This is a genomic window from Kitasatospora sp. NPDC056327, from assembly GCF_042261735.1.
In the GTDB taxonomy this organism is placed as follows: Bacteria; Actinomycetota; Actinomycetes; order Streptomycetales; family Streptomycetaceae; genus Kitasatospora.
In genome coordinates this window covers 1-24,728 of sequence record NZ_JBHJRC010000010.1, presented here as the reverse complement: position 1 = coordinate 24,728, position 24,728 = coordinate 1, and the positions used below count along the sequence as shown (strand labels likewise).

The following is a 24,728-nucleotide window of genomic DNA, read 5'->3' as shown; positions in this document are numbered from 1 at the left end:
CCGGACCGATCCGACGCCCCGGGGACGAACCCCCCGGGGCGTCAGGTCAGTTCGGCGGCGAGCAGGTCCATCAGGAGGTTGTCGTGCCAGGTGCCGTCCGAGCCCCGCTCGTACTGGCGCATCACCCCGATGGGGCGGAAGCCGACCTTCTCGTAGCAGCGGATCGCCGGGGCGTTGTCGGCCGCCGGGTCGATCACCAGCCGGTGGTAGTGGTGGTGGTCGACCAGGTGGCGGGCCAGGGTGCGGACGGCGTCGGAGCCGAGGCCGCGGCCGTGCCGGGCGGGGTCGAGGTAGATGTCGATGCCGGCGTGCCGGTACTCGTCGCTGTTGTCGGCGTACCACTGGACGGCACCGATGACCCGGCCCCCGGCCTCGACCGCGAGGATCTCGGTGTCGGGCTTCTCGATCTCGGTGGTGACGGTGTCGACGAGGTCGTCACCGCCCCGCCAGCGGGCGTAGACCTCGGGGGTCCGGCGGATCGCCACCAGGGCCGGGATGTCGTCCGCGGTGGCCGGGCGGAGCGTGACGTGCGCGCCGTGCAGAATCGTCCCCATAGGAGCGGATCCTGCCACGGAACGCCGTTCCCGGCGAGTCGGGTTCGGCTTTGCGCGTGGCCTTCCCAGCAGGGATGATTCGCCGTCGTGATACGTCTGTCGATCTTCGTCCTCGCCGTCGTGGTCTACATCGTCTACCGGATCGTCCGCCGCCGTCGCCACCTGGCCTGGGCCCGCGACGGCTTCGACCCGGCCGCGTACGGCATGCCTCCCCGTGAGCGCCTCGATCCGACCCGGCCCGGACCGCCGGGCCCGCTGGAGCGGCGGCAGCGCTCGCAGGCGGTCGCCGAGGCGGCCTGGGCCGGGGACTGGCGGCCGGCCGCCGCGTACGCCGCCGAGCCCGGGGACCACTGGGACGAGCGCTGGTCGCGGCTGGAGCTGCTCGGCGCGATCGCCGAGGAGGGCGACGGCTGGCTGACCGCCTGGCGCGCCGCCGAGCCGGGCAACTGCGACGCCGCCACCCTGGAGGCCAAGCTGATGGTGCACCGCGCGTGGGAGGTGCGCGGCTCCGGCTACCGGCACGAGGTCGGCGACGAGGCGATCGAGCAGTTCGTCGCCCTGCTGCCGGCCGCCGTCGAGGCGGCCCGCCGGGCCGCCCTGCTGGACCCGGCGAACCCGGGCCCCTGGGTGGTGATCGTGACGGCGGCGCGCGGCGCGCAGTTCACGCCGGAGCAGTTCCGGGAGGCCTGGGACGAGCTGGCCGGGCGCGCCTTCTACCACTACCAGGGCCACTGGCAGGCCATGCAGTACTGGTGCGAGAAGTGGTTCGGCTCGAACAAGGAGATGATGGCCTTCGCCGAGCGCGCCATGGACGCGGCTCCGCCCGGGAGTCCGCTGGGCGGGATCTACCTGCACGCGCTCGCGGAGCTGGAGAGCCGCAAGGGCATCGCGTCCACGCTGGCCGCCGACCGGACGAAGTGGCGGATCGAGAACCTCGCCGCCCAGCTGCGGCAGGTCCGGCCGGACGACGAGCACCTGCCGCAGCTGCGGCACCTGTTGGCGCACTTCGCCGGCGAGGTGGAGTCCTACGACGTCGCGCTGGAGCAGTTCCGGGCGATCGGCCCGTGGTGCGGGGCGCACCCCTGGACCGGGCAGGAGGACCCGGTGGCCGCGTTCGACCTGGCGCGCGCGCTGGCGGTGAAGCGGGCCAAGGCGGAGCCCCTGGCGGCCGAGCTGCGGCCGGCCAAGAACACCGGTCTGCAGCAGAGCCGCTGACGCGCCGCACCGGCGGGAGGGGTGCTCCCCGCGTGCCGCCCCTCCCCGGCCGGTCCGGCGGCCCGTCCGGCCGGACCGGGAGTCAGGCGGTCCCGACCGGGAGACCCGCGCCGGCCCGGTCCCGGACGCCCTCGCGGTCCTTGCGGACGCCGGTGCGGCCGAGCGCGATCGGCCGGTCGGCGACCCGACCGCTGTCGGGGCAGGCCGTGCCGGAGCGGTGGGTGACGACGACGGCCGCCCGGTCCGGGCGCGGACCGGGGCCGGGCGGGGCCCTGCGGTTCCCCGCGGCGCCGGTCCGACCCGGGAGGCCGGCCGGGGCCCGGCGCTCCTCCGGTGGCCGGGCCGGAGAACTGCCGAAAGAATTCTCCGGGCGACTGTCGAAACGGCCGCCGGCCGTTCGACGCAGGGGTGAGAGGCGGGGACGGGCCCCGTCCGCACCGACGAGGAGTGAGCCACCATGCCGCGCTTCATGACGCTGATCCGCATCGACGAGGAGAACGCCACCCGGTTCGAGCCGGACCCCGGCTTCGAGGACCGGATGGGTGCGCTGTTCGCGGAGATCACCAAGGCCGGGGTGATGCTGGACACCGCCGGGCTGCTGCCCACCAAGGAGGGCACCCGGCTGCTCTGGGAGGGCGGCAGGGTGAGCTGGACCGACGGCCCGTTCACCGAGACCAAGGAGGTCGTCGGCGGCTACGCCCTGCTCCAGTGCAAGGACAAGGCGGAGGCCCTGGAGTGGACCCGCCGCTTCCTGGAGACCCACCCGGCGAGCTGGACGGTCGGCGCGGAACTGCGCCAGATCGACGAGGCCGCCGCACCGCCGGAGGCGTGACCGCCTGGCGGGCGTTTGCCCCGCCGGGCGGCGGCTGCTCTGATGGGTGACCGTGACGGAGCGCAGCGCTGACGCGGTGGAGCCGGACCGTACGGCCGGGACGGCCACCACGGTCGAGGCGGTGTTCCGGATCGAGTCCGCCCGGATCGTCGCGGGCGTCACCCGCATCGTGCGAGACATCGGCATCGCCGAGGAACTGGCGCAGGACGCGCTGGTCGCCGCCCTGGAGCAGTGGCCGGAGTCGGGCGTCCCGGACCGTCCGGGCGCCTGGCTCATGGCCACCGCCAAGCACCGCGCGATCGACCTGGTCCGCCGCCGCGAGACGTACGCCCGCAAGCTCGCCGAGGTCGGGCGGACCCTGGAGGACGTCCCGCCCCCGGAGCCGTCCGGGCCGGAGGACATCGACGACGACCTGCTGCGGCTGATCTTCACCGTCTGCCACCCGGTGCTGTCGGCGCCGGCCAGGATCGCGCTGACCCTGCGGCTGCTCGGCGGGCTGACCACCCCGGAGATCGCCCGGGCCTTCCTGGCCCCCGAGCCGACCGTCGCCCAGCGGATCGTCCGCGCCAAACGGGCGCTGGCGCAGGCCGGGACACCGTTCGAGGTCCCGTACGGCGCGGAGCGGGCGGCCCGGCTCTCCTCGGTGCTGGAGGTCGTCTACCTGATCTTCAACGAGGGCTACTCCGCCACCGCCGGGGGCGACCTGCTGCGGCCCGCGCTGTGCGAGGACGCGCTGCGGCTCGCCCGGCTGCTGGCCGCGCTGATGCCCGGGGAGCCGGAGACGCACGGGCTCGCGGCGCTGCTGGAGCTCCAGGCCTCCCGCACGGCCGCCCGCACCGGGCCGGACGGCGCCCCCGTGCTGCTGGCCGACCAGAACCGCGCCCGTTGGGACCGGCTGCTGATCCGGCGCGGGCTGGCCGCCCTGGAGCGGGCGGGCACCGGCCCCTACGCGGTGCAGGCCGCGATCGCCGCCTGCCACGCCCGGGCCGCGCGGTACGAGGACACCGACTGGGCCGCCATCGCCGCGCTCTACGGCCGGCTGATGGCGCTGACGCCGTCCCCGGTGGTGGAGCTGAACCGGGCCGTGGCGCTGTCGATGGCCGAGGGTCCGGCGGTGGCGCTGGAGGTGGTGGACGCGCTGGCCCGGGAGCCGGCGCTGAGCGGCTACCACCTGCTGCCCAGCGTCCGGGGGGACCTGCTGGTCCGGCTGGGGCGGGGGGCCGAGGCGCGGGCGGAGTTCGAGCGGGCGGCGGCGCTGACCCGCAACGCCCGGGAACGGGGGCTGCTGCTCGCCAGGGCCGGCACGGCCGAGGCGGCAGCAGCCCCGGCGGACGAGGGCTGAGGGCCGGAAGCTTCGAGGAGCCCGGAGGGGGTCCGAGGGGGTCCGGGAACTCCGGCGGGGGTTCGAGGGGGCGTTCGAGGGGGCTGTTCGAGGGGGGTGGAGGGCTCCGGGAGGCCCGCTCAGAGGGCGTCGTCGAGGCGCAGCCGCGCGCTGACGTGACCGAGGCCGTCGGCGAGGACGGCGAGCTGCTCCCGGGTGAGCACGTCGATGAGCAGTTCGCGGACCAGCGCGACGTGGCCGGGGGCCGCGTCGCGCAGCATCTCGCCGCCCTCCTCGGTGAGCTCGGCGAAGACGCCGCGCACGTCGCTCGGACAGGAGCGGCGGCCGACCAGGCCCATCTTCTCCAGCTGGGTGACCTGGTAGGTCAGACCGCTCTTGGAGGTGACCAGGCGGTCCGCCAGCTCGGTCATGCGCAGCGAGCCACCGGGGGCGGCGGAGAGGTGGACGAGGATCTCGTACTGGGTGTGGGAGAGTCCCGAATCCTCCTTGAGCTGGCGTTCCAGGCGGCGGTTGAGGAGGTTGCTCGCGGTGACGAAGCTCCGCCAGGCGGCCATCTCCTCCTCGTCGAGCCACTGGGGCTCGTGCGGGGAGGCGGCGGAGGGGGGCGCCGAAGGTGCGGACGAGGTGGAGGGCATGGGGTGATCGTACTCCTATTGTTCAAATTCGAAGGACGGTGTACCGTCGAACGCGAGAGTTCAAATTTGAACTACTAGCCCGTACTCGTCCGTGGGGAAACCACCACCGAGGGCCGGAGGAGAAGAGCCGCAATGAGCACCACCGCACCCGAGCGCATGCCCGCCCTCTACCTGTCGCACGGCGCGCCGCCGCTCGCCGACGACCCGGTCTGGCCCGGCGAACTGGCCGCCTGGTCCGCCGACCTGCCCCGCCCCCGGGCGATCCTGATGGTCTCCGCGCACTGGGAGGAGGCCCCGCTCGCGCTCGGCGCCGTCACCACCGTGCCGCTGGTCTACGACTTCTGGGGCTTCCCCGAGCACTACTACGGCGTCCGGTACGCCGCCCCCGGCGCACCGGAGCTCGCCGAGCGCGTGCGCAAGCTGCTGCGCGCCCCCGGCACGCCCGTCCAGGACATCCCGGACCGCGGGCTCGACCACGGCGCCTACGTGCCGCTGGTGGAGATGTTCCCGGAGGCGGACATCCCGGTGCTCCAGGTCTCCATGCCGACCCTGGACCCGCAGCGGCTGCTGGAGATCGGCCGCCGGCTCGCCCCGCTGCGCGACGAGGGCGTGCTGATCGTCGGCAGCGGCTTCTTCACCCACAACCTGCGGGCGCTCAGCCGCGACGGCGGGGTCACCTCGGTGATGGCCGAGTTCGACGACTGGGGCCGGCGTGCCCTCGCCGCCCAGGACCTCGACGCGCTGCTCGACTTCGAGCGGAAGGCCCCGGCCGGCCGGCTCGCCCACCCGCGCACCGAGCACTTCGCCCCGCTGTTCGTCACCCTCGGCGCGGGCGCGGACGAGCTGGACGGCCAGCGGACGGTGATCGACGGGTTCTGGATGGGACTGGCGAAGCGCTCGATCCAGATCGGCTGACACCCCGGCCGGGACGGGGCCGACCGGCGCGGGGGCCGGCCGGCCCGGGCGGGAAGGGGCCGGGTCCGCGGGGGCGGACCGCCCTCAGAGCGCGCAGCAGGTGAAGCGCTCGCCGATGTGCTCGGGCTGCTCGATCTCGTCGACGAGCGCGACCGCGTAGTCCGGCACCGAGATCCGGCTCTGCCCCTCGGCGTCGGTGAGCAGCTGCTCCAGTCCGGTCCGGTAGCGCCCGGTGCGCGGTCCCGGGCCGATGTGGGCGGCCGGGCTGAGCACCGTCCAGCGCACGTCCACGACCGTCCGCAGGTAGTCCAGCGCGTCACCGTGCGCGTGCATGATCTGCAGCACCGCCTCCGGCAGGCCCGGCGCGTCCCAGACCCGTACGCCGGGCGCGGTCTCCAGGCTGCCCGCGCCGCCGACCGCCAGCAGCCGGGGCGCCTCGCCGCCGAGCCCGCGCAACCCCTCGACCAGTGCCCGGGCGGCCGGCTCGATCAGCGCCCGGTGGCCCGCGCCGTCCCCGCCGCCGACGGCGCTCACCAGGACGTCCTGCCCGGCGGCCACCCGCGCCACGTCGGCCGGAGCGAGCACGTCGCCGGCCTCCACGGACACCTCCCCCGGGCGGCCCGCGAAACGGGCGGGGTCGAGGCGGGACGGGGTGCGGACGACGGCCGTCACCCGGTGGCCGCGCGCGGCGGCCTCCTCGACGACGGCGCTGCCGATGGTGCCGCCGGCGCCGAACACGGCGATCCTGGCCATGGGGTACCTGCCTGTTCTCCGGGGGGTCGGGTGGCGATCCGGGCGGGCCGTGACGCGGGGTCCGGGGATCCGGAGCCAGCAGTAGCACCCGGGGCGGGCGGGACCCTGGCGGACACGCGGGCGCGGGTGGGACGGTGGGGGAATGACTGACCGCCCGCCGAACGGTGACGACGTCCGGGCCGCGCTCGCCGAGCTGACGGCCGTCCTGGGACCCGCGGCCGACCCCGGCACCGCCGCCGCGGGCGGCACCGCCCGCTGGGACGCGCCCGCCGGACCGCTGGAGTGGAGCTGCCGGGAGACCGCCGTCCACATCGCCCACGACCTGCTCGCCTACGCCGGCCAGCTGGCCGCCCGGCCCGCCGACCGCTACCTGCCGCTGGACCTGACCGTGCCCCCGGGGGCCGGACCGGCCGAGGTGCTCACGGTCGTCACGGCCTGCGCCCGACTGCTGGCCACCGCCCTGGACGCGGCGCCGCCGGAGCTGCGTGCCTGGCACCACGGGCCGTGCGACCCGGCCGGTTTCGCCGCGATGGGTGTCACCGAGACCCTGGTGCACACCCACGACATCACCCTCGGGCTCGGCCTGGAGTGGCGGCCCCCGGAGCGGCTCGCCGCCGCGGCGCTGGCCCGGCTCTTCCCCGGCGCGCCGGCCGGCGGCCCGGCGGACGTGCTGCTGTGGTGCACCGGCCGCGGGGAGCTCGACGGCCGCCCCCGCAGGACCTCGTGGACCTGGCGGGCGGCCGTCGCCGGGTAGCGGGCCGGCGGGTGCGGACCGTCAGCCGGAGGCGGCCCCGGTGGCGATCCGCTCGGCGGCGCTGCGCTCGACGCAGAACTCGTTGCCCTCGATGTCGGTGAGGGTCGCCCAGCCCTTGCCGTCCGGGGTGCGGTGGTCCTCGAACAGCACCGCACCCAGGGCGAGGAGGCGCTCGACCTCCTCGTCCCGGGTGCGGTCCTGCGGCTGGACGTCCAGGTGGACGCGGTTCTTGACGGTCTTGCCGTCGGGCACCCGGATGAAGAGCAGCGAGGCGCCGGCCGATTCGACCTGGGCCTCCGGGTCACCCGGGTGGTCGTCCTCGGCGAGGGTGCCGTCCAGCACCTCGGCCCAGAACCGGGCGAGCGCGTAGGGGTCGGCGCAGTCGATCGTCACGTGTCGTACCAGAGAAGCCATGGGGGTCACTGTGACCCGGATCGCGGCCCCGGTCCACTCGTTATCCGCCGGCGCCGCCCGCCGGTCGCCGCCCGCCGCCGCCGGCCGGGCGGCTGTGCCAGTGGCCGTCGAGGGGGTACTGCGGCGGGAGCCTCGGGACGAGGGCCTCGAACGGGTAGCCGGCCTTCTCGGCGACCCGGCAGGAGGCCTCGTTGTCGCCCTCGTGGAAGAGGTCCAGCCGGACCGGACCGGCGGCGCAGAAGGCCTCCGCCGCCCAGTCGGTGAGCGCGGCCAGGGCGCGCGGCGCCACACCCCGGCCGCGGGCGGCGGCGGCCGTCCAGTAGCCCACCTCGGCACCCGGGGCACCAGGGCCGCCGAGCTTGAGCACGACGTTGGCGACCAGCAGCCCGCCCTCCAGCACGGCGAAGGAGTACCGGGTGCCGTCCGCCCGGCCGCGGTCCTGGACCGCCAGCCAGCGGGCCGCGCCGTCGAGGTCGGTCACCGGAGTCCGGGTGAAGCGGCGCAGCGCCGGATCCCGGTAGATCTCGACGAGCGCGGGCGCGTCCTGCGCCCGGAAGGGACGCAGCAGCAGCCCCTCGGCGCGCGGGCCGCCGGCGGGGGTGACGGTCACGTGAGGTCCTTCCGCTCCCGGAGCGGGGCGGGGCCCGGCCGGACGGCGGCGTGCCCGACGCGGACCGGCGTGCAGCCTGCCGGGGCCCGGGCGGGCGGCGGCCCGGCGGGCATCCACCGGTGGAAGGGAGCACTCGGCCTGCGGAGGCCGTCGAGGCCTCCGCAGGCGCCGTGGAGGCTCCGGGAACGGTGGTCGGTCATCGGTGTTCCTCTCCCCCGTGCACGTTGTCCTGCCGTCACCTCTTCCTAGCAGCGGAGCGGGGCGCGCGCCTCCTCCGCAGGCCCTGTTCGCCGCCGGGCGGATCCGGTCCGGTTCGCCCCGCTTGACCTTGACACTGGCGGCAGGGTCGGAGGGTTGCCGTCATGAGCGAGACGACATGGACGGACGGGGCGGCGGCACGGGAGCTCCGGGTGGTGGTGGTCACCGGCGCGGGGACGGGGATCGGCCGGGCCACCGCGCACGCCTTCGCCGACCGGGGGGCGCACGTGCGGGTGCTGGCCGTCGGTCGGCGGGCCGAGCCGCTGGCCGGGACGGCGCGGCGGGCGCCGGGGCGGATCGTGCCGGTGGTGGCGGACGTGACGGCGCCGGACGGGCCCGGAACCGTCGTCCGGGCGGCGCTGGAGCGGTTCGGACGGCTGGACGTGCTGGTCAACAACGCGGGCATCGCCCCGCACGCGACACTCGGCGGGTACACCCCGGAGGGCCTCGGGGCGCTGCTGGCCACCAATCTGACGGCGCCCGTGCTGCTGGCCCAGGCGGCGCTGCCCGCGCTCACCGCGAGCCGGGGCGTGGTCGTCAACGTCAGCACCGCCGTCGGACAGCGCGGCTGGCCCCACAACTCGGCCTACGCGGCGAGCAAGGCCGCGGTGGACTCGCTGACCCGCAGCTGGGCGGTGGAGCTGGCGCCGCTCGGCATCCGGGTCGTGGCGGTGGCGCCGGGGCCGATCGAGACGCCGATCGCCGGTCACGCCGGGATCGGCCCCGAGCGGCGGGCGGCCCTGCGCGCCTGGCAGCTGGCGCACACCCCGCTGGGGCGGATCGGGGACGCCGCCGAGGTCGCCTGGGCCGTCGCACAGCTCGCCTCGCCGGAGGCCTCCTTCGTCACCGGCGTAGTGTTGCCGGTGGACGGGGGCGCCGTGGTCGGCTGAGCGCGGCCACGGAAGGACGGGGCCGGCGGGTGCGGATCGGCGAGCTGGCACGGGTGACCGGGACGACCGCCCGGGCGCTGCGGCACTACGAGCAGGCCGGGCTGATCGGCTCCGGGCGCGCGCCCAACGGGTACCGGACGTACGAGGAGTCGGCGGTGGTGCGGGTGCGCAACATCCGCGCGCTGCTGGAGGCCGGGTTCACCCTGGAGGACGTCCGGCCGTTCCTGGGGTGCCTGGACCGGGACGCGTTCGGGCCGCCGTCGGCCGGCGCGCTGCGGATCGCCCGGGACCGGCTGGCGGTGCTGGAGCGCCGGATCGCCGCCCAGACCGCGGCCCGGGACCGGCTCGCCTCGGCGATCGCGGCGGCGGAGCGGGAGAGGGCGGAACGGGAGGCCCCTCCTGCCGGGGAGGCGGGCGGGGGCCCGTACGGGTGACACCCCCGATCGGGGGTGTGCGGGGAGTCGCGGGCGGAGGACAGTGGGCGCCATGCAGATTCCACTCTCCGTGATGGACTTCCTCGACCGGGCCGAGCTGGTCTACGGCGACCGGGTCGGCATCGTCGACGAACCGGTTCAACCGGCCGAGTCCTGGGGCGATCTGACGTACCGACGGGTGGCCGAACTGGCCCGGGCGCAGGCGGCCGGACTGGACCGGCTCGGGGTCGGGCCCGGCGAGCGGGTGGCGGTCGTGTCGCAGAACTCGGCGCGCCTGCTGACCTCGATGTTCGGCGTGAGCGGCCACGGCCGGGTGCTGGTGCCGGTGAACTTCCGGCTGCGGGCCGAGGAGGTGTCGTACATCGTCGAACAGAGCGGCGCCTCGGTGCTGCTGGTCGACCCGGAGCTGGCCGGACCGCTCGCCGGGGTGGTCGCCCCGCACAAGTTCGTCATCGGGGCGGACAGCGACGCGCTGCTGTACGACTTCGAGCACGCGCCGCGCCGGTACGCGATCGACGAGAACGACACCGCCACCATCAACTACACCAGCGGAACCACCGCCCGCCCCAAGGGCGTTCAGCTCACCCACCGCAACCTCTGGCTGAACGCGACACTGATGGCCCTGCACTTCGGGGCGAGCGACCGGGACACCTATCTGCACACCCTGCCGATGTTCCACGCCAACGGCTGGGGCCTGCCGTTCTCACTCACCGGGCTGGGCGCGCAGCACGTGGTGCTGCGGAAGGTCGACGGCGCGGAGATCCTGCGCCGGGTCGAGCGGCACGGGGTGACCTTCCTGTGCGGCGCGCCCGCGGTGGTGCAGATGGTGCTGGACGCGGCGGCCGACCTGGACGGCCCGGTGCCCGGCCGCGGCCGGGTGCGGATGGTGGTGGCCGGCGCGCCGCCGCCGACCTCGGTGGTGCAGCAGGTGGAGTCCGAACTCGGCTGGGAGTTCATGCAGATCTACGGCCTGACCGAGACCTCGCCGGTGGTGACGGTCAACCGCGGCCGCGCCGAGTGGGACGGACTGCCGGCCGAGCGCCGGGCGGAGAAGCTGGTGCAGGCGGGCGCACCGGCGATCGGCAACCAGGTGCGGGTGGACCCGCAGGGCGAGGTGCTGGTCCGCTCCAACGTCGTGCTGGACGGCTACTGGCGGCAGCCGGAGGCCACCGCGGAGGCGCTGCGGGACGGCTGGTTCCACACCGGCGACGGCGGCACCCTGACGGACGGCTACCTGACCATCTCGGACCGGAAGAAGGACGTCATCATCAGCGGCGGGGAGAACGTCTCCTCGATCGAGGTGGAGGACTGCCTCTACGGCCACCCGGCGGTGGCCGAGGCCGCGGTGATCGGCGTGCCGGACGCCCGGTGGGGCGAGACGGTCAAGGCACTGGTGGTGCTGAAGCCGGGGGCGGAGGCCACCGAGGCGGACCTCGTCGCGCACTGCAAGCAGCGGCTGGCCGGCTACAAGTCGCCCACCTCGGTGGAGTTCCGGGACGCGCTGCCGCGCACCACCACCGGGAAGCTGCAGAAGTTCCGGCTCCGCGAGCCCTACTGGGCGGGGCGGGAGCGGAAGGTCAACTGAGGACCGTCTCCCGCCGCGGGCCGCCGCCGGGGTGTCCGGCGGAAGGCGCTCAGTCGAGCAGGCCGCACTCCCGGGCGGCGAGGGCGAGTTCGGTGCGGTTGCGGACGCCGAGCTTGTGCATGGCGCTCTTCAGGTAGCCGGTCACCGTGTTGCGGGTGAGGCCGAGCCGGGCGGCGATCTCCGGGTTGGTCCGGCCGGTCGCCGCCCAGCGGAGCACCTCGTGCTCGCGGCGGGTGAGCGGCGCGGCCGGAGCCGGTCTTCGCGCCGGGGCACGGCCGGCGGCGGGGACGGAGACGGCGGCGGGGGCGGCGGGACCCGGCGTCCCGCACCAGGCGGCGGCCCCGGACAGGGCCCGGGTGGCGGCCTCGGCGAGCCTGCTCACGGCGGCGATCCGGACGTCCCCGAAGGGCACCACCGCCCGCAGCGAGGCGTACACCACGCCGTGCACCGCGCCGCCGTGCAGCAGCGGCACGGTGAGCATCGCGTAGAGGTCCTCGGCGGTGACGGCGGCGTCGTAGTGGTGCGAGATGGTGGTGGCGGCGCGGTAGTCGGGCACCCAGCTGGGCGTCCGTTCGACCAGGGCCCGGCCGCCGAGGCCGGTGCCGGCCGGGACGGCGAGGTCGTGCAGCAGGTCGGCCCGGGTGCCGGCCCAGTGCCGCAGCACCATGCCCTCGCCGCCCGCACCCCGGCCGCCCGTGCGCCGGTCCCCCGCCCCCGGGCCGCCGGGGCACGGTCCGGCCGCCCCGGGGACGCCGACCAGGCCGACGTCCGCGCCGCAGTCGGCGACCACCCGGCGGGCGAGGTCGCCGAGCACGGCGTCCCGGACCAGCTCGGCGGCCCGGGCGGCGAGGTCGTCCGGGGCCTCGGCGCCGCTCTTCGGCACGGTCGGCGCGGTCGCGCCGGTCGGGGCGGTCGTCATCGCGCGATTGTCACACGGGTGCCCGATCGTGGGGAGGGGGCGCGAACGTGTTCGACGTGGGTGTCCCGTGGAGGTTCGGCTCATGGGGTCCGGCCCCCGCCGGACCCCGCGGGCCGTCGGGAGTGACCAGGTTTCCGAACGTGCGAAGGGAAGATCCATGACGGACCCGAACGTTCCCGGCGCCCCGCCCGTCCTGGCCGGCCTGCTGGCCGACCTGCGGGCCGAGAGCGAGGCGCTGGACGCGCTGGTCGCCGGGCTGGACCCGGACGGCTGGGCGCTGGACACCCCGGCGCCGGGGTGGACGGTGGCGCACCAGATCGCCCACCTGGCGTGGACCGACGACTGGTCCGAACTGGCCGCGCGCGACCCGGAGTCCTTCGTCACGGAGCTGCGCCGGAGCCTCGGCGAACTGTCGGCGGCCGGGGCGGACCCGATCGAGGAGGGCGCGGCGCACGGGGCGGCCGAGGAGCCGGCGGCGCTGCTCGCCCGCTGGCGGGTCGGCCGGGAACGGCTCGCGGCCGCGCTCACGGCCTGCCCGGCCGACGTCCGGCTGCCCTGGATGGGCCCGCCGATGAAGGCCGCGTCGATGGCCACCGCACGGCTGATGGAGACCTGGGCGCACGGGCAGGACGTGGCCGACGCGCTCGGCGCCGTCCGGGAACCGACGGCCCGGCTGCGGCACGTCGCGCACCTGGGCGTGCGGACCCTGGGGTTCGCCTTCACGGTGCACGGACTGCCCGCCCCGCAGGTGCCGGTGCGGGTGGAGCTGACCGCGCCGGACGGCGGCTCCTGGACCTGGGGGCCGGCCGGCGCGGCGGACCGGGTGAGCGGACCGGCCCTGGACTTCTGCCTGCTGGTCACCCGGCGCCGGCACCGGGACGACCTCGCGCTGACCGCCGTCGGCGGGGTGGCGACGTCCTGGCTGCCGATCGCCCAGGCCTTCGCGGGCCCGCCGGGGAAGGGCCGGGAGAAGGGGTCTTCGCTTTAGCGGATGATTCGTCAAATATGCCGACGGGCGCGGTAAACCACACGTTTCGGCGATATACAGAGTTCGTCGGCGAATGATGGACTTCCGTCATGAAGCAAATGAACACCCGGATGCGCACCGCCCTCGCGGGGGCCGCCGCCCTGCTCGCCGTCGGCGGCCTGCTCGCCACCCCCGCCCAGGCCGCGTTCGCCCCGGTCACCGGCCCGGCCGCCGCCGTGCCGGTGCGGGTCACGGCGGGCACCCCGGCCGCGCACCAGGTGGTCACCTTCTTCTCGGAGTACCGGCGGGCGGTGCTCGGCGGGAGCGGTGAGACCCCGCGCGCCGTCCGTGAGCGCTACCTCGCCCCGCACCTGAACTTCCGGCTGGACGCCTGGGCGCAGGAGCACGACGCCGATCCGGTGTTCCGTGCCCAGAACGTCCCGGCGGACTGGTCCGCCCAACAGGTGAAGGACGAGTACGGCTTCGCCTCGGTGCGGCTCACCGAGTTCTGGGGCGGGGGCGGCAGCCAGGACGTCTGGTACACCGTCCGGCTGAGCGACCTGCGGATCGTCGAGCTGAACGACGAGCCCGCCTTCTGACCGGCCACCCGTGACGCCGGTCCCCTCCGGCGGATCCACCGCCCCGGCGGTCACCACAGACCCCGGCGCGGCGCAGGCACCCCCCACGACTGCGCCGCGCCGGCCGTTCACCACCGGCGTCCCCGGCTGCCGCCGACCGCCGCTACTTGCCGCCGTCGCGCAGGAGCAGCAGCCCGCGGCCCCGCTCCAGGGCGCCCGCCGTCCAGTCCGGGAGCAGTTCGCCGACCAGCCACTCGACCTCCTCGGCCGCGTCCTCGTCACCGCCCGGGAGGAGTTCCGGCTCCCCGTGGATCCGCCCGGTGTCGAAACCGGCCAACTCGGCCCGGACGCGGTCGAGTTCGGAGCCTGCGGCGAGGACGGGGAAGGGCCACGGGTCGGCGTCCGGCGCCGCGGCGGCGTCCGGCCACGGGAACGGCCAGGGCCGTGCCCAGAGGCCGGCGAGGACCGGCAGGTCCCAGGCCCGGAAGGCGTCCGCGAGTTCGTGCCAGCCGCGGCCGGGCAGCGTCGCCGCGCCGAGGGCGTCACCGGCGCCGGGCAGCAGGAGTTCCAGCAGCCAGCCGTAGCCGGCGGGGCGGGCGGGGTCGGGCCGGCCCTCGGCGAGCTCCCGCAGCGCGGGCTCCACCCCGGCGGGATCGGTGGCCCGCAGCAGCCGGCCGGCCGCCGCGAGCGGGCCGATCCGGTCGAGGGCGCCCCGGACGAAGTCCTCGTCGCCGGAACCGACCGTGCGGAACAGGGCGTCGCCGTCGACCGCGAACGCCGAGAGGTACTGTTCGGACATCGCGCCATTATGGCGGTGCCGTCATCTCCCTTGGCGCGCGGGGCGATCGGCCCGCCGGGCGACGGGCGGCACGGTGGCTCAGGGCGCCGGCGCCCCGGCGGCCGGGACGGTCCAGGGGGCGACGCCGATCCTGCCGGTGGTGCCGAGGTCGAGGTCGGCCGGGACGGTCAGCCGGGGACGGCCCGGGAGCGGCGCGACCTCCAGGAAGCGGCCGTTGTCGGGGGCCCGGTTGCCCGCCGCCACCGTGTTGCGCCAGGCCAGCCGGAACTCGGCGTACTCCCGGGGCCGGAGGGTCAGCGGCTTCGGGGCGGCGTCGAAGTCCGCCAGGGTGGCGATGCCGGCCGAGCCGCGCCCGGCGGTGACGGGGAGCGGGGCGCGCTCGGCGTCGAGGACCCGGACGGCGGGGTGACCGTTGAGGCTGTACGGGCGGGTGCCGCAGTTGGTGAGCCGGACCGACATCACCCGCAGGCCCATCGCCGCGTCGGCCGGACCGACGGCGAGCGCGACGCCCTCGGGGGAACAGGCGGACACCGGGACGGGGGTCGCGGTGGGCGTGGCCGCCGGCAGGGGGTCCGGCCGGACGACGGTCCCCGGGGCCGTCCCGGTGACCGGGGGGACGGTGGGCGTCGCCGGGAGGGGCGCGTCGCCGATGCTGCGTGCCGGGCCCGGCGCTCCCCCGCCCGCACCGGTCGCGGGGGTGCTGCCGCACCCGGACGCCGCCAGCGCGCCGGCCGCGAGCAGCAGCCCCGCCCGGACCGGGCCCGGGGCCCGGCCGGCGCTCCGGGGTGCACGGGCCGCCGGCGCGGGGGCCACCGGCGGTACGGGACCCGGTGCCGCGGGACGCGGCCGTACGGGACGCGGCCGTACGGGACGCGGCCGTACGGGACGCGGTGGTGCGACGGTCGGCGGCGCGACGGCCCGCGACAGCGGCGGCGACGGATCCATGGGGAGGATCATGGCACGGACCGCCCCCGCGCCGTCACAGCCCGATCCGCAGCGGCGTGAGCCGGGTGGCGACCAGATTGGTGGCCCCCCGGTCCCGTTCGACGTGCCCGTGGACCAGCAGCCCGGCCCGGTCGAGCGCGGTGCGGCGCTGGGACTCCCAGACCGGCCGGCTGCAGATCACGTTGATCAGCCCGGTCTCGTCCTCCAGGCTGAGGAAGAGCACGCCGCCCGCCGTCGGCGGCCGCTGCCGGTGCGTCACCAGACCGCCCACCACCACGGCCGCGCCCTGCGGCGCGTCCGGCAGCTCGGCGGCCGAGAGCGCCCCGCCGCGCTCCAGCTGGGCGCGCAGGTGCTGGAGCGGATGGCTGGTCGCGGACGTCCCGGTGACCCAGAGGTCGGCGATGGTCTCCTCGATCGGGGTCATCGCGGGCAGCTCCGGCGCCGCGGTACCGGGCGTCGTCCCCGGGATGAGGTCCGCCGAGACGCCCGCGAACGCGCCCGCCGCCCAGAGCGCCTGCCGCCGGCCGAGCCCGAAGCAGCCGAAGGCGCCCGCCGCGGCCAGCGCCTCCAGGGCCGGTCCCGGCAGGCCGGCCCGGCGGGCGAAGTCCTCCAGGTCCGCGTAGGGCCGTCCGGCGGCGACCGCCTCGGCCTGGGCGGCGCCGATGCCGCGCACGGTGTCCAGACCGAGCCGGATCGCGGGCTGCGGCCGGCCCGCGGTGAGCGGCGGTGCCGGTGTCGGCCCCCGACAGGGTTCCAGGGTGGGCCCGGCGCCGCTGGCGTTGGCGTCCACCCCGCGCACCCGCACACCGTGCCGGCGGGCGTCCGAGATCAGGCTGAGCGGCGAGTAGAAGCCCATCGGCTGGTTGGCCAGCAGGGCGCAGGTGAAGGCCGCCGGGTAGTGGTGCTTCAGCCAGGCGCTGGCGTACACCAGGTAGGCGAAGCTGATCGCGTGGCTCTCCGGGAAGCCGTAGTTGGAGAAGGCCTCGATCTTGGTGTAGACGTCCTGCGCCACCTCCTCCGGGATGCCGCGCTCGGCCATGCCGCCCAGCAGCCGCTCGCGCAGCCGGGCGACCCGCTCGTGCGAACGCTTGGCACCCATCGCCTGGCGCAGCCGGTCCGCCTCGGCGGGGGTGAACCCGGCGCAGTCGATGGCGAGTTGCATCATCTGCTCCTGGAACAGCGGCACCCCGAGGGTCTTGCCGAGCGCGTTCTCCATCAGCGGGTGCGGGCAGCCGGCCGGCTCCACCCCGGCGCGGCGGCGCAGGTACGGGTGGACGGAGCCGCCCTGGATCGGGCCGGGCCGGATCAGCGCGACCTCCACGACCAGGTCGTAGAAGTGGTCCGGCTTGAGGCGGGGCAGGGTGGCCATCTGGGCGCGCGACTCGACCTGGAAGACGCCGACGGTGTCGGCCCGCCGCAGCATCGCGTAGACGCCCGCGTCGTCGTCCGGGATGCTCGCCAGGTCGTAGCGTTCGCCGTGGTGGCGGGCGATCAGGTCGCAGGTGTCGTGCAGCGCGGCGAGCATGCCGAGGCCGAGCAGGTCGATCTTGACCAGCCCGGCGCCCGCCACCGACTCCTTGTCCCACTGCAGCACGGACCGCCCCGGCATCCGGGCCCACTCGGTCGGGCAGATCCCGGCGATCGGCTCCCGGGTGAGCACCATGCCGCCCGAGTGGATGCCCAGGTGGCGCGGCAGGCCGTGGAGCTGCCCGGCGAGGGCGAGCACGTCGGCGGGGACGACGGCGTCCGCGCCCGGCGGCGAGTGGAAGTCGGCCTGCCGGCTGAACGCGTCCACCTGGCCCTGCGGGTAGCCCAGCACCCGGGCGGCGTCGCGCAGCGCCAGCCGGGGCCGGTAGGTGATCACGTTGGCGACCTGGGCGGCGTGCTCGCGCCCGTAGCGGCGGTAGACGTACTGGATGACCTCCTCGCGGCGGCGGTTCTCGATGTCCAGGTCGATGTCCGGCGGCCCGTCGCGGGCGGTGGAGAGAAAGCGTTCGAAGAGCAGCCGGTAGTGCACCGGGTCGACGGCGGTGATCCCGAGCGCGTAGCAGACCGCCGAGTTGGCCGCCGAGCCGCGCCCCTGGCACCAGATGTCCTCGCGGCGGCAGAAGTCGACGATGTCGTGGACGATCAGGAAGTAGCCGGCCAGGTCGAGGTCCTCGATGACGTCCAGCTCGCGGGCGAGCTGACGGCGGGCCGGGCCGTTCCCGGGCCCGAACCGGGCCGGTCCGCGGCCGGCGACCAGGGCCCGGAGGTGGCTGATCTCGGTGTGCCCGGGCGGGACGGGGTAGCCGGGCAGCTCCGGGTCCAGCGCGGCGAAGTCGAAGGCGCAGGCCCGGGCGAGGTCCACGGTGGCCTCGCGGACGCCGGGGAAACGGGCCAGCCGGGCCGCCATCTCGTGACCGGAGCGCAGGTGGGCGGTGCCGGCGGCCTGCGTCCAGCCCGCCGCCTCGGGGAGGGTGCGGCGGTCGTGCAGGGCGGCGAGGCTCTGGGCGAGCCGGCCCTGGGCGGGGCTCGCGTGGTGGGCGTTGGTGGAGGCGACGGTGGTCAGGCCCAGCCGCGCGGCGAGTCCGGCGAGGGCGTCGTTGCGCAGGTCGTCGCCGGGGAGCCACTGGTCGATCAGCTCGACGTGGACGTTCTCCCGGCCGAACGCCTCGGTGAGGGTCCGCAGCTGCTCCTCCGGCGGCCAGGGCGGCGGGGACCCGGCCGAGGCGGCAGCCGGTGAGCAGCGCCCAGTGGCCGCCGTGCGCGTCGGCGAGGGCCGCGAAGTCGTAGACCGGGTTCCCCTTGGCCCCGCCCGCGAGCTGGGCCGCGCCGATGACCGTGGAGAGCCGGCGGTAACCCTCCGGGTCGCGGGCCAGGACGAGCAGGTGCTCGACGCCGCCCCCGCGCTCCCGGCGGATCGTCAGCTCGGCGCCGAAGACGGTGGAGACGCCGGTGCCGCGGGCCGCCTCGGCGAGCCGGACCGCCCCGTAGAGACCGTCGTGGTCGGTGAGGGCGAGCGCCTCGACGCCCAGCCGGGCGGCCTCGGCGACCAGCGCCTCGGGGTCGCTGGCGCCGTCGAGGAAGCTGAAGGCCGAGTGGACGTGCAGCTCGGCCCAGGCCGGTCCGGCGGGCGGGCCGGCGGGGGCACCGGCGGGCCCGTCCCGCTCGCTCCCGGCGTGCGGGTGCAGCGGGACGACGTTGCCGCCGTCGCCGGACATCCGCCGGTGCAGCTCGCTCCAGGGGAGGAGGGGGTGGCTGGTGAATCCCATCGGGGTGGTGCCTTCGGTCTCTCGTTCGTTTCCTGCCCCCTCCGGTCCTCCGGGCCGTCCGCCGGCCCGGCCCGCCCGTCCCGGCCCCGCCCGGGCCTGCCGGGCGGGGCCGTCAGTCGTACCCGGCCTCCACGAACCAGGCACCCCCCTCCACGGTGAGCAGCAGCGCCCGCCCGTCCGCCACCGTCACCTGGAACCGGGCCCGGCGGCGGGCCCGTGCCTGGTCCCACCAGTACTCGACCGCCGGCCAGGGGCCGGTCCAGCCCTCCACCGGCAGCTCCCGCCCGCGCACCGCCACGGTGGCCGGGCGGGCCGACACCCCCGCCCGGCCGTCCACCGTCACCGGCCGCCCGGCCGCGTCCAGCACCGTCGCCGGCACCGGCACGCGGTGCACGACGGCCGGCCAGACGGCCCGCGGCCCGCCGACGCTCCCCGGCCAGGGCGCGTCGGGGGGCGCCGCCGGGTCGTACGGCTCGCCCCACGGCACCCGCACCGCCTGGTCCTCCGGGCCCCGGCCGCCGGCCGGCTCGATCCGGCGCAGCCCGGCGTGCCCCAGCACCGCCTGCACCCGGGCCACCGCCCGTTCCACCCGGTCGTCGGCCACCGCCTGTCCCCAGAGGGCCAGTTGGCGGCCCTGGTCGGGGGTGAGGTCGTCGGGGACCAGACGCAGCGCGGTGAAGCCGCCCGGCTCGGGGCCGCGGGGGCTCCCGGGTTCGTCCGGCCGGCCGAAGGTGCCGGCGCCCTGCCAGGCCTGGAGCTGCCAGCGGACCCGTTCGGCGAGCGCCGTCGCCGACAGCCGGCCCTCGTGCCGCCAGAGCCGCGCGACCGTCCGGCCGTCGGCGCACTCCACCTCGACGGCGACCCGCTGGCAGGTCAGCCCCGCCCCGGCGAGCCGCTGGTGCAGCCGTTCGGCCAGGGTGCGGGCGACGAAGACCAGCGGTTCGGCGAGCGGCTCGGGCGGGTCGAAGCGCTGCTCGACGGAGAGGTCCGGCCCCTCCGCGCGCGGCACCAGCGGGCGCGGCTGCAGACCGCGGGCCAGCCGGTGCGCCGTCGTCCCGGACGGTCCGAAACGGTCGGCCACCGACTCGGCGGGCAGCGCGGCGAACGCGCCGACCGTGGGCAGGCCCAGCCGGTCCAGCAGTTCGGCCAGCACGGCGTCGCCGAGCGCGGCCACCGGGTAGGGGGCGAGGAACTCCGCCGTCCGCCCGGCGGGCACCAGCACTCCGGCCCGGGCGGCGAGCACGGCGGCGAACAGGCCGTCGGCGACGCCGACCCGGCCGAGCGGCGGTGCGGGGTCGGGGGCCGCCGCCGGGGCCGCGGCGGTGGAGGCCGGGGGCGCGGGGTACGCGGGCGGGCGGGCGAAGCCGCCCCGGGCGCCGTCCCTGGCGGCGGGCGCGGCGGCGAACAGCTCCTCCGCCCCGGCCGTGTGCCGCCGGGGCCCGGCGGTCCCGGTGCCGGGGTGACCGGTGGCGGGGTGACCGGTGCCGGGGTGACCGACGGCGGAGTGGCTGTCGGCGGGGCGCGCGTCGGCGGAGTGGCTGTCGGCGGGGCGCGCGTCGGCGGAGTGGCTGTCGGCGGGGTGCAGCGGGACGACCTCGGCCAGTCCGCCCGCGGCCCGGCCGCGGCCACCGGCCGTCGCCTCCGCGTCCGCGGGGTGCGCCCGGCCGGCCGTCGCCGCGCCCTCGGCGTCACCGGCGGCGGCACCCCCGGCACCCCCGGCACCCCTGGCACCGCCGGCACCGCCCGGGGCGTCACCGGTGACGGCCGACGGCCCCGCCGCCGCCGCAGCCGACAGCGTCAGGGCGGCCGTGACCGCCCCCTGGACCTTCGCCGCCAGGGCCTCCTCCCCGCCGAAGTAGCGGGCCGGCCCCTTCACCGGGATCGCGCAGAGCCCCGGCCGCAGCACCTCCAGCCGGGGAGTGAACGCCTCCACCGCCGCGGCCACCGGCTCGAACCGCCGGACCTCCGCCTCCGGGTCGCGGTCACGCAGCTCCAGCGCCGGACAGAGCCGCTGGGCCAGCTTGAGCCGCTGCCCCTGCCGCACCCCGGCCGCCCGGGCCGCCGCCGAACAGGCCAGCACCCGGCCGCCCTCGACCACCGCCACCGGGACGTCCCGGTCCTCACCCGGACGTTCGACGGCCACCACCGGCCAGTCCGGACACCACACCACCAGCACCCGGGGGGTGACCGCGCCACCCGTCCCGGTGGATCCGGCAACCTCTCCGCCGGTCATCTCACACCACCGCCATACGGTCGAGGCCCACTCCGGCCCCCGCCGCGTCCTCCCCCACCCCGTCGACCGTCCCGGCGCCGACCGTCTCCTCCACGGTCCGCACCGCGCCGTGCGCGTCCGGCAGCCAGAGCCGGGCCGTCCGCCCGCGCACCGCCGACCCGCGCCCCTCGGCCACCACCTCCACCTGCCGTCCGGTGAGCCGCCCGTGCCCGTCGCCGAGCCCGAACCACCGCCCGGAGCGCACGCCCAGCCGCAGTCCGGCCCCGGGCCACGGCCCGGCCACCAGCAGCACGCACCCGCTGCGCCGCAGCACGGCGGCCAGCCGGGCGGCCAGGTTCGGCGGGACGGGGCCGTCCGGGCGCAGCATGATCAGTTCGACGGCGCCGGCCAGGACGGACACCACCTCGGCCCAGTGCGGCCCGGGGTCGTCGGCGACCAGCAGCCGCCGCAGGTCGAGCCCGTACCCGGCGGCCGCGGCCAGCCCGAGGTCCGGCAGTCCGACCGCCGCCGCCCAGCCGCCGTCGGTCTCCCGCACCCCGGCGGCCAACGCCAGCAGCAGCCCGGCGTCGCCGCCCGCCACCGAGACCGCCGTGCCCCGGCGCAGCCCGCCCTCCGGCAGCACCCCGCGCAGCGCGGGCACCACCGGCAGCAGCCCCCGGCCGGGGGCAGCGGTCGACGCCACCGGTCGGAGCGCGGTCTTCCGCTCGACGGTGGATTCGAAAACTGGTTCGAAAACGGGCACACCCCCAGGATCGAACATTCGTTCGCAAAGATTCAAGTCCGAATCCCCCACCCCCCTCGTCACTCTCCGTGATCTTCCGGTCGGGGCTTGAGTCTCCCGTGGGGGGAGACGGGAGAGTACGGGCATGGACGGCGACACGCTCCTCACGATCGGCGACCTGGCCCGGCGGACCGGGCTGAAGGTCAAGACCATCCGGTACTACTCCGACGCCGGGATCGTGCCGCCGACGGACCGCAGCCCGGCCGGCTACCGGCTCTACGACATCGGTGCGCTCGCCCGCCTCGACCTGGTAAGCACCCTGCGCGACCTGGGGCTCGGCCTCACCCGCATCCGGCAACTGCTGAACCGCGAGGTCTCGGTGCCCGAGGTCGCCGCCGCACACGCCGAGGCCCTGGAGGTGCAGATCCGCACCCTCCGCCTGCGCCGCGCGGTCCTGCGCGCGGTGGCCAAACGGGGCTCCACACCCGAGGAGATGAACCTCATGCACAAGCTCGCCAAGTTCTCCGACGACGAACGCCGCCGTCTGATCAACGACTTCATCGACGACACCTTCGGCGGGCTCGACGCCAACGCCGAGTTCGTGGACATGCTGCGCACGGCCATGCCCGAGCTGCCGGACGACCCCGAACCCGAACAGGTCGACGCCTGGGTCGAACTCGCCGAGCTCACCCGGGACCCCGGCTTCCGCGGGGCCGTGCGCCGGATGGCCGAGTACCAGGCGGCCGAACGCGCCCGGGGTGACCGCACCGGCCTGCACCACGAGCTCACCGAGGCCGTCCGCGACGCCGTCGGCCGGGCGATCGAGGACGGCACCGACCCGGCCTCGCCCGGGGCCGCGGCCGTCGTCGACGACCTGACCGCCCGCTACGCGCGGACCTTCGAACGCGCCGACGACGCGCGGCTGCGCCACTGGCTGCTGAAGCGCCTGGAGATCGCCGGCGACCCCCGCGCGGAGCGCTACTGGCACCTGCTGGCCGTCATCAACGGATGGCCCCTCGGCCCCGCCCTGGCGCCGGTGTTCGCCTGGTTCACGCAGGCCCTGCGCGCCCGCGACAGGAGGTAGCCCGGCTCCCGCCGCCCCGGCTCCCGCCGCCCCGGCTCCCGTCGCCCCGGCGCGCACCGGACCGGGGCGCCCCGTGGCGACACCGGGGCACTCGCACCGGGGCGGCATCCCGGGCGGCGGCGCGGCGGACCGCGAACTCCCGGCCCGGGAAAAGGTGGTGAACGCGGCGGGCGGTGGCGGCAGACTGGCCGGCATGACCGAGACCGATCACTCCGGAGCGACCCGCGGGACGCCCGACGGCGCCGAGCGGCCCGAGACGTCCGAGAGGTTCAAGAAGGACCTGCTCGTCTATCTGCAGGACGCCCGCGACGCCCTGCTGTGGAAGCTCGAAGGGCTCTCCGAGTACGACGTCCGACGGCCGCTGACGCCGACCGGGACCAACCTGCTGGGGCTGGTCAAGCACGCGACGGCGGCGGAGGCCCTGTACTTCGGCGAGACGTTCGGGCGGCCGTTCGACGCGCCCCGGCCCTGGATCACCGGGGACGCCGAGCCCAACTCCGACTTCTGGGCGACCCCGGAGGAGAGCCGGGAGCGGATCGTCGGCCTGTACCGGACGGCCTGCGCGCACGCCGACGCGACGATCGGCGCACTGCCGCTGGACGCGGTCGGCCGGGTGCCGTGGGGCAACCGCAGCGAGGTGACGCTGCACCACAGCCTCGTCCACATGACCGCCGAGACCCAGCGGCACGCCGGGCACGCCGACGTCGTCCGCGAGCTCGTCGACGGCGCGACCGGCCAGCGGCGCGGTGGGGAGAACACGGCTCCCGGCGACGCGGCCTGGTGGGCGGAGCACCGGGCCCGGGTGGAGCGCGCCGCCCGGGAGGCGTCCGGGCACGAGGCGGGCGGGCACGGCACGGGCGTCGGCGCTCAGGAGTAGCACCGGGCGACGGCCCCGCCGGCCTCGGCACCCCGGCGCCGGGGCGGTCGCCGGACGCACGGCGAACCGGACCCGTGCGCGGAAGCGGCACCGGCACCGGCACCGGCACCGGCGAGCCCCCCGTTCGCCTTCGTCTTCGCCCGCGTCCCGGACCGCGGGCCGGGACGCGGCCGGCCGCCCGGCCCGGGTGCTACCGCCGCCCGGTGAGGAGGGAGACCCGGACGTGCTCCGGGTAGCCGTCGGCGGTGGGCGGTTCGGGAAGCGCCGCGCGCAGCCGGGCGGCGAAGGCCGGGCGCTCCTCCGGGGAGGGCAGCGCCGAGGCGGGGACGGCCGAGTAGACGGTGCCGAGGAGCTGGTCCGGGGTCAGGGCGTCCTGGTACTCGACCACCGTCTCGCCCACCCCGGTGAACCCGGCGGCCTCCAGCGCGGCCGCGTAACCGGCGCGTTCGGCGGCGTCGGTGCCGCAGGAGGCGGTCACCGGCCGGCCGAAGTGCTCCGTCAGCGCCGCGCGCAGGGCCCGCGACCAGTCGGTGTCCTGGGCCCACACCGGGGTGCCGTTGGCGATCACCGCGACGCCACCGCCCGGGCGGGTGAGCGGGTACAGGGCGCGGAACAGCTCCCCGGGCCGCATCCAGTGGATGGCGTTGCCGATCACGGTGACGCCGAGCGGGCGGGCGCCGGGCAGCAGCCCGGCCAGGGCGGGGACGTCCGCGTCGGTGCCGAGCAGCCACAGCGCGTTGCGCACGCCCGCGCGCTCGGCGGCGGCGCGCGCCTGGCCGAGCATGTCCGGTTCCGGGTCCATGCCGACGACGGTCCGGACCCGGGCGGCGAGCGGCAGCGCGAGCTGCCCGGTGCCGCAGCCGAGGTCCAGCGCGAGGTCGCCGATGCCCGGGTGGGCGTCCAGCGCGAACAGGCGCTCCAGGGCGTCGAGGACCGGCGGCGGATAGCCCTTGCGGTACTCGGCGTAGTAGGCGGCCACCTCGCCGGAGAAGTCCGGGCGGGCGGGGGCGGGCGGGGTGACGGAGGGGGCGGGAGAGGCGGTCATGGTTCATCCTTGCCCGCGCCCGCCGGGGCCAGTCGGCTGATCGCTGTCGGCGGAAGGGAGTTGGGGCGCGCGCCCGCACGGGGGCACGCCGGCGGTCCGCCGCGCCCCCCGGCGC

24 protein-coding genes and 1 pseudogene are annotated in these 24,728 nt (G+C 76.7%); 12 read left to right on the top strand and 13 right to left on the bottom strand.

What is annotated here, in order from left to right; translation table 11 throughout:
- Positions 1-41: 41 nt before the first annotated feature.
- Positions 42-554, bottom strand: a complete 513-nt coding sequence (locus ACFCX4_RS02970; RefSeq protein WP_376138363.1) for a GNAT family N-acetyltransferase — start codon at positions 552-554, stop codon at positions 42-44.
- Between the two features lie 87 nt (positions 555-641).
- Here ACFCX4_RS02970 and ACFCX4_RS02965 point away from each other — a divergent pair, with 87 nt between their 5' ends.
- The 3 genes from ACFCX4_RS02965 to ACFCX4_RS02955 all read left to right on the top strand — a co-directional run bounded on the left by ACFCX4_RS02965 (position 642) and on the right by ACFCX4_RS02955 (position 3,943).
- Positions 642-1,769: a hypothetical protein gene (locus ACFCX4_RS02965; RefSeq protein ID WP_376138361.1), complete on the top strand. Its 1,128-nt coding sequence runs from the start codon at positions 642-644 to the stop codon at positions 1,767-1,769.
- A gap of 457 nt (positions 1,770-2,226) precedes the next feature.
- Positions 2,227-2,601 carry a YciI family protein gene (locus ACFCX4_RS02960; RefSeq protein WP_376138359.1) on the top strand — a complete coding sequence of 125 codons (375 nt, stop codon included), beginning with the start codon at positions 2,227-2,229 and terminating at the stop codon, positions 2,599-2,601.
- 52 nt (positions 2,602-2,653) lie between these two features.
- Positions 2,654-3,943 (top strand): RNA polymerase sigma factor, encoded by a 1,290-nt coding sequence (locus ACFCX4_RS02955; protein WP_376138357.1) that lies wholly within the window; start codon positions 2,654-2,656, stop codon positions 3,941-3,943.
- 119 nt (positions 3,944-4,062) lie between these two features.
- On the opposite strand, the gene ACFCX4_RS02950 is transcribed toward ACFCX4_RS02955, so the two are convergent.
- Positions 4,063-4,578 carry a MarR family winged helix-turn-helix transcriptional regulator gene (locus ACFCX4_RS02950; RefSeq protein WP_376138355.1) on the bottom strand — a complete coding sequence of 172 codons (516 nt, stop codon included), beginning with the start codon at positions 4,576-4,578 and terminating at the stop codon, positions 4,063-4,065.
- A 132-nt stretch (positions 4,579-4,710) separates the two neighbouring features.
- Between ACFCX4_RS02950 and ACFCX4_RS02945 the strand changes: the two genes are divergently transcribed.
- A complete protein-coding gene (locus ACFCX4_RS02945) occupies positions 4,711-5,493 on the top strand; it encodes a dioxygenase (protein WP_376138353.1) in 783 nt (260 codons plus the stop codon).
- 84 nt (positions 5,494-5,577) lie between these two features.
- Here ACFCX4_RS02945 and ACFCX4_RS02940 read toward each other — a convergent pair whose 3' ends face one another.
- On the bottom strand, positions 5,578-6,246 hold the full coding sequence (locus ACFCX4_RS02940) for an NAD(P)-dependent oxidoreductase (RefSeq protein ID WP_376138351.1): 669 nt from the start codon (positions 6,244-6,246) through the stop codon (positions 5,578-5,580).
- A gap of 142 nt (positions 6,247-6,388) precedes the next feature.
- Between ACFCX4_RS02940 and ACFCX4_RS02935 the strand changes: the two genes are divergently transcribed.
- The gene (locus ACFCX4_RS02935) at positions 6,389-7,000 is read left to right on the top strand and encodes a maleylpyruvate isomerase N-terminal domain-containing protein (RefSeq protein ID WP_376138349.1); all 612 of its coding nucleotides are present in this window, start codon (positions 6,389-6,391) and stop codon (positions 6,998-7,000) included.
- A gap of 21 nt (positions 7,001-7,021) precedes the next feature.
- Here ACFCX4_RS02935 and ACFCX4_RS02930 read toward each other — a convergent pair whose 3' ends face one another.
- Positions 7,022-7,414 (bottom strand): VOC family protein, encoded by a 393-nt coding sequence (locus ACFCX4_RS02930; RefSeq protein ID WP_376138347.1) that lies wholly within the window; start codon positions 7,412-7,414, stop codon positions 7,022-7,024.
- Between the two features lie 40 nt (positions 7,415-7,454).
- Complete coding sequence (locus ACFCX4_RS02925; RefSeq protein ID WP_376138345.1) at positions 7,455-8,024, bottom strand: GNAT family N-acetyltransferase; 570 nt, start codon at positions 8,022-8,024, stop codon at positions 7,455-7,457.
- Between the two features lie 362 nt (positions 8,025-8,386).
- On the opposite strand from ACFCX4_RS02925, the gene ACFCX4_RS02920 reads away from it, so the two are divergent.
- From ACFCX4_RS02920 to ACFCX4_RS02910, 3 genes are read left to right on the top strand one after another with little or no spacing between them, the layout of a single operon-like run.
- Positions 8,387-9,172 (top strand): SDR family NAD(P)-dependent oxidoreductase, encoded by a 786-nt coding sequence (locus ACFCX4_RS02920; RefSeq protein ID WP_376138343.1) that lies wholly within the window; start codon positions 8,387-8,389, stop codon positions 9,170-9,172.
- Positions 9,173-9,201: 29 nt separating this feature from the next.
- On the top strand, positions 9,202-9,606 hold the full coding sequence (locus tag ACFCX4_RS02915; protein ID WP_376138341.1) for a MerR family transcriptional regulator: 405 nt from the start codon (positions 9,202-9,204) through the stop codon (positions 9,604-9,606).
- A 52-nt stretch (positions 9,607-9,658) separates the two neighbouring features.
- Positions 9,659-11,191, top strand: a complete 1,533-nt coding sequence (locus ACFCX4_RS02910; protein ID WP_376138339.1) for an AMP-binding protein — start codon at positions 9,659-9,661, stop codon at positions 11,189-11,191.
- A 49-nt stretch (positions 11,192-11,240) separates the two neighbouring features.
- Here ACFCX4_RS02910 and ACFCX4_RS02905 read toward each other — a convergent pair whose 3' ends face one another.
- Positions 11,241-12,110, bottom strand: coding sequence for a LuxR C-terminal-related transcriptional regulator (locus ACFCX4_RS02905; RefSeq protein ID WP_376138337.1), 870 nt, complete (start codon positions 12,108-12,110; stop codon positions 11,241-11,243).
- Between the two features lie 157 nt (positions 12,111-12,267).
- Here ACFCX4_RS02905 and ACFCX4_RS02900 point away from each other — a divergent pair, with 157 nt between their 5' ends.
- A complete protein-coding gene (locus ACFCX4_RS02900; RefSeq protein WP_376138335.1) occupies positions 12,268-13,098 on the top strand; it encodes a TIGR03084 family metal-binding protein in 831 nt (276 codons plus the stop codon).
- 89 nt (positions 13,099-13,187) lie between these two features.
- Complete coding sequence (locus ACFCX4_RS02895) at positions 13,188-13,676, top strand: hypothetical protein (RefSeq protein WP_376138333.1); 489 nt, start codon at positions 13,188-13,190, stop codon at positions 13,674-13,676.
- Between the two features lie 142 nt (positions 13,677-13,818).
- On the opposite strand, the gene ACFCX4_RS02890 is transcribed toward ACFCX4_RS02895, so the two are convergent.
- The 6 genes and pseudogenes from ACFCX4_RS02890 to ACFCX4_RS02865 all read right to left on the bottom strand — a co-directional run bounded on the left by ACFCX4_RS02890 (position 13,819) and on the right by ACFCX4_RS02865 (position 21,568).
- Positions 13,819-14,454, bottom strand: coding sequence for a hypothetical protein (locus tag ACFCX4_RS02890; RefSeq protein ID WP_376138331.1), 636 nt, complete (start codon positions 14,452-14,454; stop codon positions 13,819-13,821).
- Between the two features lie 78 nt (positions 14,455-14,532).
- The gene (locus ACFCX4_RS02885; RefSeq protein ID WP_376138329.1) at positions 14,533-14,985 is read right to left on the bottom strand and encodes a DUF4232 domain-containing protein; all 453 of its coding nucleotides are present in this window, start codon (positions 14,983-14,985) and stop codon (positions 14,533-14,535) included.
- A 448-nt stretch (positions 14,986-15,433) separates the two neighbouring features.
- Positions 15,434-18,019: an error-prone DNA polymerase gene (locus ACFCX4_RS02880; RefSeq protein ID WP_376138418.1), complete on the bottom strand. Its 2,586-nt coding sequence runs from the start codon at positions 18,017-18,019 to the stop codon at positions 15,434-15,436.
- Between the two features lie 115 nt (positions 18,020-18,134).
- Positions 18,135-18,602, bottom strand: a pseudogene (locus tag ACFCX4_RS02875) (PHP domain-containing protein); the annotation flags it as partial.
- Positions 18,603-18,765: 163 nt separating this feature from the next.
- Positions 18,766-20,886: a hypothetical protein gene (locus ACFCX4_RS02870; protein WP_376138327.1), complete on the bottom strand. Its 2,121-nt coding sequence runs from the start codon at positions 20,884-20,886 to the stop codon at positions 18,766-18,768.
- Between the two features lies 1 nt (position 20,887).
- Positions 20,888-21,568 carry a hypothetical protein gene (locus ACFCX4_RS02865; RefSeq protein ID WP_376138325.1) on the bottom strand — a complete coding sequence of 227 codons (681 nt, stop codon included), beginning with the start codon at positions 21,566-21,568 and terminating at the stop codon, positions 20,888-20,890.
- A 184-nt stretch (positions 21,569-21,752) separates the two neighbouring features.
- Here ACFCX4_RS02865 and ACFCX4_RS02860 point away from each other — a divergent pair, with 184 nt between their 5' ends.
- Entirely contained in the window at positions 21,753-22,691 is a 939-nt protein-coding gene (locus ACFCX4_RS02860) for a MerR family transcriptional regulator (protein WP_376138323.1), read from the top strand.
- A 193-nt stretch (positions 22,692-22,884) separates the two neighbouring features.
- The gene (locus ACFCX4_RS02855; protein WP_376138321.1) at positions 22,885-23,568 is read left to right on the top strand and encodes a DinB family protein; all 684 of its coding nucleotides are present in this window, start codon (positions 22,885-22,887) and stop codon (positions 23,566-23,568) included.
- 190 nt (positions 23,569-23,758) lie between these two features.
- Here the strand turns inward: ACFCX4_RS02855 and ACFCX4_RS02850 are convergent, their stop codons facing one another.
- Positions 23,759-24,613, bottom strand: coding sequence for a class I SAM-dependent methyltransferase (locus tag ACFCX4_RS02850; protein ID WP_376138319.1), 855 nt, complete (start codon positions 24,611-24,613; stop codon positions 23,759-23,761).
- Positions 24,614-24,728: the final 115 nt, after the last annotated feature.

Coding starts and splice junctions, on each gene's coding strand:
- ACFCX4_RS02905 (WP_376138337.1), bottom strand. CDS start 12,110: ATGACGACCGCCCCGACCGGCGCGACCGCGCCGACCGTGCCGAAGAGC.
- ACFCX4_RS02950 (WP_376138355.1), bottom strand. CDS start 4,578: ATGCCCTCCACCTCGTCCGCACCTTCGGCGCCCCCCTCCGCCGCCTCC.
- ACFCX4_RS02970 (WP_376138363.1), bottom strand. CDS start 554: ATGGGGACGATTCTGCACGGCGCGCACGTCACGCTCCGCCCGGCCACC.
- ACFCX4_RS02930 (WP_376138347.1), bottom strand. CDS start 7,414: ATGGCTTCTCTGGTACGACACGTGACGATCGACTGCGCCGACCCCTAC.
- ACFCX4_RS02920 (WP_376138343.1), top strand. CDS start 8,387: ATGAGCGAGACGACATGGACGGACGGGGCGGCGGCACGGGAGCTCCGG.
- ACFCX4_RS02960 (WP_376138359.1), top strand. CDS start 2,227: ATGCCGCGCTTCATGACGCTGATCCGCATCGACGAGGAGAACGCCACC.
- ACFCX4_RS02945 (WP_376138353.1), top strand. CDS start 4,711: ATGAGCACCACCGCACCCGAGCGCATGCCCGCCCTCTACCTGTCGCAC.
- ACFCX4_RS02910 (WP_376138339.1), top strand. CDS start 9,659: ATGCAGATTCCACTCTCCGTGATGGACTTCCTCGACCGGGCCGAGCTG.
- ACFCX4_RS02895 (WP_376138333.1), top strand. CDS start 13,188: ATGAAGCAAATGAACACCCGGATGCGCACCGCCCTCGCGGGGGCCGCC.
- ACFCX4_RS02870 (WP_376138327.1), bottom strand. CDS start 20,886: ATGACCGGCGGAGAGGTTGCCGGATCCACCGGGACGGGTGGCGCGGTC.
- ACFCX4_RS02850 (WP_376138319.1), bottom strand. CDS start 24,613: ATGACCGCCTCTCCCGCCCCCTCCGTCACCCCGCCCGCCCCCGCCCGC.
- ACFCX4_RS02940 (WP_376138351.1), bottom strand. CDS start 6,246: ATGGCCAGGATCGCCGTGTTCGGCGCCGGCGGCACCATCGGCAGCGCC.
- ACFCX4_RS02900 (WP_376138335.1), top strand. CDS start 12,268: ATGACGGACCCGAACGTTCCCGGCGCCCCGCCCGTCCTGGCCGGCCTG.
- ACFCX4_RS02860 (WP_376138323.1), top strand. CDS start 21,753: ATGGACGGCGACACGCTCCTCACGATCGGCGACCTGGCCCGGCGGACC.
- ACFCX4_RS02855 (WP_376138321.1), top strand. CDS start 22,885: ATGACCGAGACCGATCACTCCGGAGCGACCCGCGGGACGCCCGACGGC.
- ACFCX4_RS02890 (WP_376138331.1), bottom strand. CDS start 14,454: ATGTCCGAACAGTACCTCTCGGCGTTCGCGGTCGACGGCGACGCCCTG.
- ACFCX4_RS02935 (WP_376138349.1), top strand. CDS start 6,389: ATGACTGACCGCCCGCCGAACGGTGACGACGTCCGGGCCGCGCTCGCC.